The 10,679-nt window shown below is 60.1% G+C and carries 7 protein-coding genes; all 7 read right to left on the bottom strand.

The genetic code is table 11. The features are described 5' to 3' along the window. The coding region (locus LD28_RS0104940) for a glycoside hydrolase family 9 protein (protein ID WP_033135900.1) at positions 1-713 on the bottom strand (713 nt) is incomplete at its 3' end. A 114-nt stretch (positions 714-827) separates the two neighbouring features. Beyond that, positions 828-1,820 (bottom strand): ABC transporter ATP-binding protein, encoded by a 993-nt coding sequence (locus tag LD28_RS0104935; protein ID WP_033135899.1) that lies wholly within the window; start codon positions 1,818-1,820, stop codon positions 828-830. Between the two features lie 11 nt (positions 1,821-1,831). Beyond that, positions 1,832-2,851 carry an ABC transporter ATP-binding protein gene (locus tag LD28_RS0104930; protein ID WP_033135898.1) on the bottom strand — a complete coding sequence of 340 codons (1,020 nt, stop codon included), beginning with the start codon at positions 2,849-2,851 and terminating at the stop codon, positions 1,832-1,834. Beyond that, entirely contained in the window at positions 2,848-3,768 is a 921-nt protein-coding gene (locus LD28_RS0104925; protein ID WP_033135897.1) for an ABC transporter permease, read from the bottom strand. Before LD28_RS0104925 ends, LD28_RS0104930 begins: the two co-directional genes overlap by 4 nt. A 1-nt stretch (position 3,769) precedes the next feature. Then, positions 3,770-4,753: an ABC transporter permease gene (locus LD28_RS0104920; protein WP_033135896.1), complete on the bottom strand. Its 984-nt coding sequence runs from the start codon at positions 4,751-4,753 to the stop codon at positions 3,770-3,772. 118 nt (positions 4,754-4,871) lie between these two features. After that, a complete protein-coding gene (locus LD28_RS0104915) occupies positions 4,872-6,557 on the bottom strand; it encodes an ABC transporter substrate-binding protein (RefSeq protein WP_033135895.1) in 1,686 nt (561 codons plus the stop codon). Between the two features lie 417 nt (positions 6,558-6,974). Beyond that, positions 6,975-10,412, bottom strand: coding sequence for a hybrid sensor histidine kinase/response regulator (locus tag LD28_RS0104910; protein WP_033135894.1), 3,438 nt, complete (start codon positions 10,410-10,412; stop codon positions 6,975-6,977). Positions 10,413-10,679: the final 267 nt, after the last annotated feature.

Below are 10,679 nucleotides of genomic sequence, written 5' to 3'. Positions count from 1 at the left end.
GCATAGGCGCACAGCTCGCGCTGGGCGGGATCCTTGCTCCACTTGTCGAACAGGGTCATGTAGAAGAAGCCCGACTCATCCTGCATCCGGCAGAGGAAATCGGCGCCGTGCAGCGCCTCGTCATTGAGCCGCTTGCAGAGGTTTACCCCGTCGATATCGCGGCGCGGGGCCAGCAGTTCCCGGCACTTGAGCAGGGCCCACACCACCATGGGGGTCTGCTGGGGGTTGAGGTAGTTGGCGTAGGAGAGGTGGCTCAGGTACTTGCTCATGTCGCCGCTGGCATCGAACCAGCCGCCGTGCACATCTTTGTGCTGGTCGGTGCCAAACAGGCGAGCGCTGCGGTCGGCCCGATCAAAGGTGCCGCTGGCGCGCTGCCCCTTGAAGTAGTGGATGACGTCGGAGAGGCAGCGGCTGGCCAGCAGATCCTGACCGATGGCAAAGTGGGTCGAGCGGACTATGCCTTGGGCAGTGATCGCCTCCAGCCGATAGTGGCCGGGCTCCTTGAAGGCGGAGAAGTCGGCACGCCAGTAAGCGCGGCCCTGCCAGCCAGAGACGCTGCCAGCCAGTTGCAGCGGGGTTTCAAACAGGATCTGGCCATCGTCGAGGCGTTGCAGCCTGACATAGCCGCCTAGATCAGGGGCGGGGGAGGTTTGCAACAGGGCGACCTTGTGGCCGTCGCACTCGTAGCCCACCTGATTGATCAAGAGTTCCATCAAGGTATTACTCCTGTGGTTCACCGCCGGGCGGTGAGGCACATCACGGGGCGGTGGCCGCCCCGTATCGAGGCATGGCCGGACAGGGCTGTCCGGCCGGTCTAAGGCTCACCCTCACTCGTAGAGGTAGCAGCGCACGAAGTGGTTGTCGGCAAGCTTGGTGATGGCAGGCAGCGTCTCCTTGCAGCGGGGCATCGCCTGATTGCAGCGCCCGGCAAACGGACAGCCGCAGGACTCCGGCGTCCAGAGCGGGATCTCCCCCTTGCGGCCACCCTCCAGCTCGGCGTGGATGCTCTTCTCGGGGTCGGGCACCGCCGAGATGAGCAGCTGGGTGTAGGGGTGCTGCGGGTGGTGCAGGATCTCGTCCACCTCGCCCCACTCCACCATGTGACCCACATACATCACCGCCAGATCTTCCGCCACATAGCGGGCGGTGGCGATGTCGTGGGTGATGTAGAGCATGGAGACCCCCAGCTCGTTCTTCATCTGCTCCATCAGGTTGAGGATGCCGATACGAATGGAGACGTCGAGCATGGAAGTCGGCTCGTCCGCCAGCACCACTTCCGCCTCCACCGCCAGATTGCGGGCGATGTTGACCCGCTGGCGCTGGCCGCCGGAGAGCTGGTGCGGATATTTGGCCGCGGTCGCCTTGGCGGGGGTCAGGCCGACCTTCTCCAGCAGGGCGTAGACCATATCGGGCAACTCTTTCTTGTCGATCACCTTGCTGTGCAGCAGCAGGGGGCGGGCTATGTGGTGGTAGATGGTGTGGGTCGGGTTGAGCGAACCGAACGGATCTTGCCACACCATCTGCACACTCTGGCGATAGTCCAGCAGGGCGGTGCCCTTGTTGAACTCCTCCAGATCGTGGCCGCGATAGAGAATGCGCCCGGCACTGAGCTTGTACATCTTGGCGATGATCTTGGCGATGGTGCTCTTGCCGGAGCCCGACTCCCCGACCACCGCCAGGGCACGGCCCCGGTGCAGGTTGAAGGTGATGTCGGAGAGCGCCCGCATCTTGCCACTCTTGATGGCATTGGAGTTGATGGGGAAGTCCTTGTAGAGGTGCTGGACTTCGATGATGGGTGCATCGGTTTTGGCGATTTGCATGACAGACATCCTTAACAGCCAGCGGCCTTGTCCAGATAGATCACGGAATCTTGTTGCTGCCCCTGCTCTTCATAGAGGTGGCAGGCGGTCTGTTGCCCGGGGCGGATCTCGGCCAGTTTGGTGTACTCCTGACGGCAGCGATCGTGCACCTTGCCGCAACGGGCCTGAAAGCGGCAGCCGACCGGCACCTCCAGCAGGTTGAGCGGGGTGCCCGGGATCCCTTCCAGCACCTTCTTCGGCCCGTGCAGGGGCGGGAAGGAGTTGCCGAGCCCCTTGGTATAGGGGTGCAGCGGCGCGGTCAGGATCGCCTTGGAGGGGGCGACCTCCACCAGTTCACCGGCATACATGATGCCGATGCGATCGCAGAACTCCACCATCAAGGAGAGGTCGTGGGTGATGAACAGAATGGAGAAGTTGAACTTCTCCTTCAGGGCATAGACCTTCTGCAGGATCTCTCGCTGTACCACCACATCGAGCGCCGTGGTTGGCTCATCCATGATGAGCAGCTCAGGGTTGAGCGCCATGGCGATGGCAATCACCAGCCGCTGGCGCATGCCGCCGGAGAACTGGTGCGGGTAATCCTTGAGCCGGCTCGGGTGAATGTCGACGATGGTGAGCAGCTCCTGTGCGCGCTTGATCGCCTCGTAGCGGGTCATGCCGGGGTTGTGGGCCAGCAGCACATCGCAGAACTGCTCCTCCATCCGCAGCACCGGGTTCAGGGCGTTCATGGCAGACTGGAACACCACCGACACCTGTTGCCAGCGGTAGGAGCGCAGCCGCTCGTCGTTGTAGTGGAGGATGTTCTCCCCCTTGAACAGGATCTCGCCACCGCTGATGTAGGCGGGCGGCTTGTGCAGCCGGGCCACCGAGAAGGCGACGGTGGATTTGCCGCAGCCCGACTCACCGGCGAGACCGAAGATCTCGCCCTGTTTGATATCGAAGCTCACCGAGTTGACGGCGCGCACGTCGCCATTTTCGGTGATGTAGTCGACGCAAAGATTGCGTACTGACAGCAGGGGATGCTTGTTCATGCTGTCTTCTCCTGTGCGGCAGAGAGCGGTGTGGCGACCGGTGTGGCCAGTTTCTTCCAGCGGTTGAGTCCTTTGTGGGAGCGCAGCTGCGGGTTGGCGATCTCGTCGATGGCGAAGTTGAGCAGGGCCAGACCGGCACCCAGGGTGGCGATGGCGAAGCAGGGGGCCAGTACTTCCCACCAGGCGCCGATCAGGATGGCACTGGAGGTCTGGGCGTTGTAGAGCATGATGCCCCAGCTCACTACGGTCGGGTCGCCGAGACCGAGGAACTCCAGGGTCGCTTCAGTGACGATGGCGTAGATGATGGAGCCGATGAAGCTCACCCCGATGATGGAGATGAGGTTGGGCAGGATCTCCACCAGAATGATGCGCCAGGCCGGCTCGCCCAGCACTTCGGCGGCGATGACGAACTCTTTTTCGCGCAGCGCCAGGGTCTGGGCCCGGATCACCCGCGCGCCATAGGCCCACGAGGTCAACCCGATTATCACGGCAATCACCGTCGGTGACGCCTCCCCGATAAAGCTCGCCAGCACCAGTAGCAAGGGGAGGTTGGGGATCACCAGCACCACGTTCATCAGGAAGGTGAGGCACTCATCCACCAGACCGCCGAAGTAACCGGCGGTGATGCCGATGGCGACGGCCAGGGTGCAGACCAGCAGGCCAGCGCTGAAGCCCACCAGCAGCGAGATACGGGCGCCGTTGGTGAACTGGGCCCAGATGTCGTGGCCCATGCGGGTGGACCCCATCACGAACTCGGCACTGGGCGGCTGGTGCGGGCGAGCCACCCGTTTGGTCGGCTCGTTGCTGGCCAGAATGGGGGCGAAGATGGCCATCAGTACGAAGGCAACGACGATGGCGAGGCCACAGGCGGCTTTGCGGTTGCCCAACAAAATTTTGAGAATGGTCGGCATACGCATCTTATTTGCCTCCTGTACGCAGACGGGGATCCAGGAAGACGTAGAGCACGTCGGCCAGGAAGTTGAAGCTGAGCATGGTGATGGTCATGATGAGCAACTGCCCCTGAATGAGCGGGTAGTCGCGGGCCAGAATGCCCTGATAGAGGGTCAGGCCCAGCCCCGGGTAGTTGAAGATCACCTCGGTGATAAGCGAGCCACCGATGACAAAGCCGAGCGCCATGGAGAGAGCAGTGACGCTGGGCAGAATGGCGTTGCGTGCGCCGTAGTTGAAGATCACCCGGTTGCTGGAGAGCCCCTTGGCTTTGGCCATGGTGATGTAATCCTCGCCGAGCAGGTTGATCATGTTGTTGCGCATGGTGATGAGAAAGCCCCCCACCTGCACGATGGCCAGGGTCAGCACCGGCATGATGGCGTGGGTCATGATGCTCTTGATGTGCTCCCAGCCCCAGTCAGCCGGGATTTCCGGGCTATAGGCATAACCGATGGGCAGCCACTCGAGGCTGACCCCGAACAGGAACAGGGCGAGCAGGGAGACCACCACCGGCGGAATAGCCTGCATCACCAGAGTAAGCGGGGAGAGAATGCTGTCCATCCGGCCGCCGCGATACCAGGCGGCAAAGATGCCGACGATGGAACCGATGGAGAAGCTCAGGATGGTGGAGGTGCCGACCAGAAACAGGGTCCAGCCAATGGCACGGCCCAGCACGTCAGAGACCTGCTGCGGGTAGAAGCGCACCGAGGTGCCGAGATCCCAGGTGAAGACACTCTTCACATAGGTGAGAAATTGGGTGCCGATGGGGCCGTCGACAAAGCCGAACGTGGCTTTGAGGGCTTCCAGGGCGGCGGGTTCCATCATGGCGCCAGCGCGGGCAAACATCACGGAGACAGGATCCCCTGGCATGGCACGGGGTAACAGGAAGTTGATGGTGGCGGCTACCAGAAAGGCAACCAGGTAGAAGGAAAAGCGTCTCAGTATGAATCCCATGATAGTACCTTTTACTGCAAGTCTGCCCCGCGTCGGGTATAGCTACCCCAACCCCGGCAGAGCCCGGCAAGAAGGGGATTAACGGGGAAGATGGCCCCCCGCAGGGGGCCGGGATTGTTTAGCTGTTTGGCTTGAGGGACAACACGTGCAGCAGACGCTCAGGGGTGTCCGGGTGGAGCTGCGGCTTGGCTACCGGGTTGTCAGCACTGAACCAGCCATGGAAGCGCTTGGTGCTGTACTCATACCAGGTCGGGTTGTTGAAGACCGGAATGATGGTCTGGTTGGCACCAACACGATCCTGGATGGCGAACATGATCTCCTTCTGTTTGGCCGCATCGGCGGTCTGGGTGAAGTCATCGATCAGCTTGTCGAGCTCGGGATCCTTGTAACGGGGTGCGGCGAAGCGGTTGCCACGGTCACCCATGTTGCGTGAGTGGAACGCGGTCTCGAAGTACTTGTGCGGGTTGGCACCGGCAAAGTAACCCTGCAGGGCGACGTCGAAGTCACCAGTGATGAGGTTCTCGGTCCAGACGGTCGCTTCCGGGGTGGCGGTCTTGGCGTTCAGGCCCAGCGCCTGCAGCCCTTCTACACCGATCTGTACTGTGTTGACCCAGTCGGTCCAGCCGTTCGGTACCAGCACCTTGAACTCGATCTTCTGGCAAGTCGGGGTGTCGAGGAACTTGTCGCCGTCACAATCCTTGTAACCGGCCTGTTTCAGCAGGGCTTTGGCCCCTTCGATATCGAACTTGTTGAATTTGCCGTACTTCTTGTCCACTTCCGGGTTGTTCCAGGAGTCAAAGGCTTTGCCCAGACCGGACGGGTACTCGTTGACAGTGGGGTAGCCGTAGCCCGCGATATCCACCATGGACTGGCGGTCCATCGCCATGGAGAAGGCGCGACGGAAGTTGATGTCGTTGAAGGCTTCGTGGTTACCCGGGTTCTTGGTCTGGAAGTTGACGTTGAATGCCACGGTACCGGAGGCCGGGAACCAGTATTTGTTGTTCTTCGGATCGTTGCCGACGTAGAGGCGCTCGATGTCCGGCACGAAGGAGCCGAACCAGTCGATGTCACCCTTCATGACGGCGGCCAGTACCTGGTCGTTGGTGGCCATTTGCGGCATGCGCAGACAGTCGATGGCGAGGTTGGCGTTATCCCAGTAGTGCGGGTTGCGGCACTGGGTGTAGAGCTGGGCGGAGAAGTTGTCCACTTCGGTAAACGGACCGGTACCAACCGGCTTGTCGTTGGTGAAGGCCACCGGGTCTTTCACCGATTTCCACTGGTGTTCCGGCACGATAGGTACCAGCACCAGATCATTCACCACGTTGGTGTTGACCTCGGTCAGGTCGAACTTGACCTTGTTGGGGGCCAGCTTCTCGACGCTCTTGATCTGGGTCCAGATTGAGCGCTCATCCAGCGCCTTGTTGGCCTTGACCAGATTGAAGGAGAAGATGATGTCGTCAGCGGTAAAGGGCTGACCGTCGGACCACTTCACGCCATCACGCAGATCGAAAGTGACGGATTTCAGGTCTTTGCTGAACGCGTAGTTGGTGGCCAGACGATAGACGGGTTTGCCACCCTGCATATCGTTGAAGATCACCAGCGGTTCATAGATGAAGTGACGGGTAGTGTGCAGCAGGCCAGCTTGCAGGAAGGGGTTGAAGTTCTTGACCCAAGCGGTTTCCTGCTGTGCAACCATGGTCAGCACGGTTTTGTTTTCGGCGGCCATGGCGTTACCGGCAGCACCGGCAAGCATCATGGTTCCCAGCATTACAGCGGTAGAGATTTTGGATACTTTGGCAAGCATATGTTTTCCTTTCTTATTTTTTTGGCATTCCCGAGGGTTCGCCTTGTTTGTGTGAGCACCGGTTTCGCATGCTGAGGAGACCGGCCCTCGTTGTTGGTTGGGTGTCTGCACCCTTGTCGTTTTGTTTTCCAACGCCCTTAGCAAAACAGAGTTAACAGGAAAACAACAACTACTGATTTCGTTGTTTTCGTAAAAATTGACGGCGATACGTCAATCTCGTCAAAACACATTTTTATCTGTTTAAAATCATTGCTTTGCGTTATTTGTTTTCGCGTAAAAAGTGGCTGCAAAAATGGCGTATATGACAAATTTGTGAATTGGATCTGCTCTCTGTTTTGGTGTCGTGCGGGACTTTGTTTTGCGCAAAAAATAAACCGGATGGCCAACTGTGATCCAGCGCCCGTTTAGGGCGCCGGGTCACGGCTTGCGGTTGGCGAGTTGACGCAGGGTCTGGGCGCTGTGTTGCAACTGCTGGCGCTGGTGGTCATTGAGCGGGCAGTGGCCCAGCACATACTCGGTGGTGGCCACCACCGTCTTCCAGCGTGGCGACTTGGGCAGGGTATCCAGACTCAGGTACTTGTCGAGGGTGCGGGTCTGCGGGCTGGATCTGTCCATATAGACCCGCCACAGTTTGCTCTTCTCTGCCAGCACGATTTTGCCCTTGCCGGTGCCCTGCTGCCAGGTATCCAGGGTGAGCTGCATGGTCTCTACCAGCGCCCGGCGCAGCGGCTCGTCATCCTGCTGACGAATGAGATCATCGGCTAGCGAACGGAATTCTCCGCCCAGTCGGCTCAGCTCGCCCAGCAGTTGTTCATCTTCGATGATGGCTTGCCGCGAGAGGTTCTTGAGGGCGTTCTCCAGCGCCATCACCCGGTTCTCATCCTGACGCTGTTCGGTACTCAGAGTGAGGGCGAAAGCGGCTTGCCCCCCCAGCGTGATGGGCAGGGCGCGGGCGTTGAGCACCTCTTTCTGCCCGGCCACCAGAAATTCCAGATTGTGTTCCCGCTCGCTGGCAAGGTTGGGCCACTGCTGTTGCAATGGGCTCGCCAGCCAATCATCCAGTGGTTGTCCCTCCATGATTTCCGGCTCCAGCTCCAGCAGTCTGGCCAGCACCCGGGAGGCAAACAGCACAGAGCCCTGCTCGTCGATAAAGACCATGGGGTCGGCCCCTTCGCCGAGCAGGGCCAGCAGCCGCTGCTGATCCTGATGGAGTCGCTCCTGCAGGGTGAAGCGATGTTCGATCTCCTGTTTCAGCAGGCGGTTTTCAACCAGTGAAGCGCGTCCGGCCTTGGCCTCCAGCAATGCCTTGACCCGGGCAAACAGCTCCTCCTTGCAGAAGGGTTTGACCAGATAGTCATTGGCACCGGCGCCAAAGCCCTCCTCGATATCCTTGGGCTGGTTGAGGGCGGTGAGCAGCAGCACTGGCAGCATCTCTTTCGGGTGCTGCTCGCGCAGGCGGCGGCAGACGTCAAAACCGGAGAGGGTTGGCATCATCACATCCAGCAGGATCAGGTCCACCGGCTCCTCGGCCAGCTTGGCCAGTGCATCGTGGCCGTCACTGCTGGGCAGGATGCGGTAGCCGCAGGGCTGCAACAGATGACGCAGGATGTGCAGGTTGATGGGCTCGTCATCCACCACCAGAATGAGCGGTGCACCTTCCGGGGGTGGGGGCAGATCGTCGCTCTCCCAGTCCGGCAGGATCAGCGGTTGCTGGCGCACCAGCTGATGCTCGATCTGGCGGCTGCCCTGGGTCAGATTGGCGGCTTTGCCGGTGGCAAGGGGCAGGGTAAAGGCGAAGGTGGAGCCGACGCTCGGCTCGCTCTCGACGAACAGTTCGCCCCCCATCAGGTGTACCAGTTGGCGGGTGATGGAGAGGCCAAGGCCCGCCCCCTGTTTGCTCACCTCCGGGCTCATCTGCACCAGTGGCTCGAAGATGTGTTCCAGATGGTCGTGAGCGATGCCGATGCCGGTGTCGGTTACCTTGATGCGCAGGAAGTTGTTCTCAACGATGGCACTGAGCACCACCTTGCCCTGTGGCGTGTACTTGATGGCGTTGCCCACCAGGTTGTAGAGCACCTGTTCGAGCCGCTGCTCGTCGGCCAGCACCGGTGGCAGTTCGGCGGGGCTGATATCCACCAGGGTGAGCGGTTTGGCCTGCACCAGATGCTGGCAGAGATCCAGCACCAGCCGGATAACCCCTTTGGATGAGACCGGCTGGGGATGGATCTCCAGCTGGCCGTAGCGCATCTGGTGGTAGTCGAGCAGATCGTCCACCAGACGGGCCAGACCGTCAGCGCTCTTGATGATGAGGCCAAGCTGCTTTTGCTGCCCTTCGGTCAAATCCTGCTGGCTGGCGAGCATCGACTCGGCCATCCCCTTGATGCCGTGAATGGGGGTGCGCAGCTCGTGGGAGGTATTGGCCAGCAGTTCATCCTTGAGCTTGTCCGCCTGCTGCAGGCTGAGGTTCTGCTTGTGGGTCAGCTTGACCTGCTGTTGCAGCTCCTGGGTCTGTTGCTCAATCAGCTCGATTTTTTCCTTCACCGAACGCTGCATATGGCGAAACGCCTCGGCCAGCCGGTCGATATCATCGCCGGTGCGCTCGATGGCGATGGGGTGATCCAGTGCGCCGTCGGCTACCTGCTCGGCCGCTTCGGTCAGGGAGCGCAGCGGCGCCGTGATGGAGTGGGAGAGCCAGCGGGAGAAGAGGATCAGCAGCAGTACCGAACCGGCACCCAGCACGATCACCAGGGTTTCGAGCTGGCGGATCGGGGCGTAGGCTTCCCGGGTGGAGATCTCGGCGATAAAGGCCCATTCAGTGTCGAACACCTTCACCTGGGTGTAGGCGGCCAGCACTTCGTCATCCTGATAGGAGCTAAACAGTCCAACCCCTTGTTCACCCGAGAGGGTCTTGGTGATAAGGGGGGTCTGCAGCGGCCGGAAGTTGGGGCTGAAGCTGTTCTCGACGCTGAACTCCGGCGCCAGCCAGGCATCGGCGCGCATCCGCTTGTCAGGGCCGATCAGGATGGTTTCACCGGTTTGCCCCAGTCCTTCACGCTCGGCCATGATCTGGTTGAGCTTGTCCGGCTGCAGTTCGAAGATCACCACCCCGCGTACATAGTCGTACTGCATGACCGGCGCCGCCATGTAGGCGACCACCTGCCCGGTCAGCTCGTTGCGGCCAAAATCGGTGAACTCGAAGATCTGCTGCGGCTTCTGGCCCGCATCGAGGCGGCGCTTGATCTTGGCGAAGGTCTGCCCCAATCCGCTCGACTGGTAGGGGCCCGAGAGCAGGTTGGTGGCAAAGTTGGCGTGTTTGGTGACCGAGTAAACCACATCACCGTTGAGATCGATCAGGAAGATATCGCTGTAGTTGGATTTGCGCACCATGTCGGCATAGCCGCGGTGGAAGCGCTGGTGGACCCGGCCATACATCTCGTCCGCCAGGATCAGGGCGCTGATGGAGGGTTCGATCTCGACCGGGGCATCCGGTTTTTGCAACTGATCCCAGGAACCGGGCACATAGCGGACCTGGGCGCGGGCGCGTGCCTCTTGTGGTGTGGTGCCAAGCTTCTCGAAGGCACCGGCAAAGCCGTAGAAACGACCGATACTGTTGCCGGCAAAATCCTGCTGAGAGAAGTTGATGATCTGCTCTTTGAGGTTATTGAAGTAATCCTCGAGCTGACTCTTCTTGATATTGCGGACGGAGACCAGATGGTTGGAGGTCTGGGTGGTGAGATCCTTGCCGTGGCTGTATAGGAAGAAGAGGGTGATGACCAGGAATGGCACCATCCCCAACATGAAAAAAGCCAGCATTAACTGCGGCCTGAGTCCACGAAGCTTGAAGATCCATTTCATCTTGTGACTTTCAATTGAGAATCCGGTTATTAAGCTGCTCAAGTCTCGAACGAAAGCGTAATCATTTCAACGGCTTTATCCCAAATTCGCTTGGTTGGTCACAGCTGAATGGAGAAAATTGCAGCAAGGCGTTTAAACCCTGAGCAAACAGTTTGCATCAGGGCTTAAATTGCGAAAAAGGGGTTGTGCTGGCGCTCGGGGTACGTATAATGCGCCTCGTTGTCAGGCAACTGGCACGCGGCAGTAAAGCGGGAATAGCTCAGTTGG

The sequence above is a fragment of the Aeromonas finlandensis genome (genome assembly GCF_000764645.1).
GTDB classification, from domain to species: Bacteria; Pseudomonadota; Gammaproteobacteria; order Enterobacterales; family Aeromonadaceae; genus Aeromonas; species Aeromonas finlandensis.
This window is presented reverse-complemented; position numbering and strand designations above follow the sequence as displayed.

Coding starts and splice junctions, on each gene's coding strand:
- LD28_RS0104925 (WP_033135897.1), bottom strand. CDS start 3,768: ATGCGTATGCCGACCATTCTCAAAATTTTGTTGGGCAACCGCAAAGCC.
- LD28_RS0104930 (WP_033135898.1), bottom strand. CDS start 2,851: ATGAACAAGCATCCCCTGCTGTCAGTACGCAATCTTTGCGTCGACTAC.
- LD28_RS0104915 (WP_033135895.1), bottom strand. CDS start 6,557: ATGCTTGCCAAAGTATCCAAAATCTCTACCGCTGTAATGCTGGGAACC.
- LD28_RS0104910 (WP_033135894.1), bottom strand. CDS start 10,412: ATGAAATGGATCTTCAAGCTTCGTGGACTCAGGCCGCAGTTAATGCTG.
- LD28_RS0104920 (WP_033135896.1), bottom strand. CDS start 4,753: ATGGGATTCATACTGAGACGCTTTTCCTTCTACCTGGTTGCCTTTCTG.
- LD28_RS0104935 (WP_033135899.1), bottom strand. CDS start 1,820: ATGCAAATCGCCAAAACCGATGCACCCATCATCGAAGTCCAGCACCTC.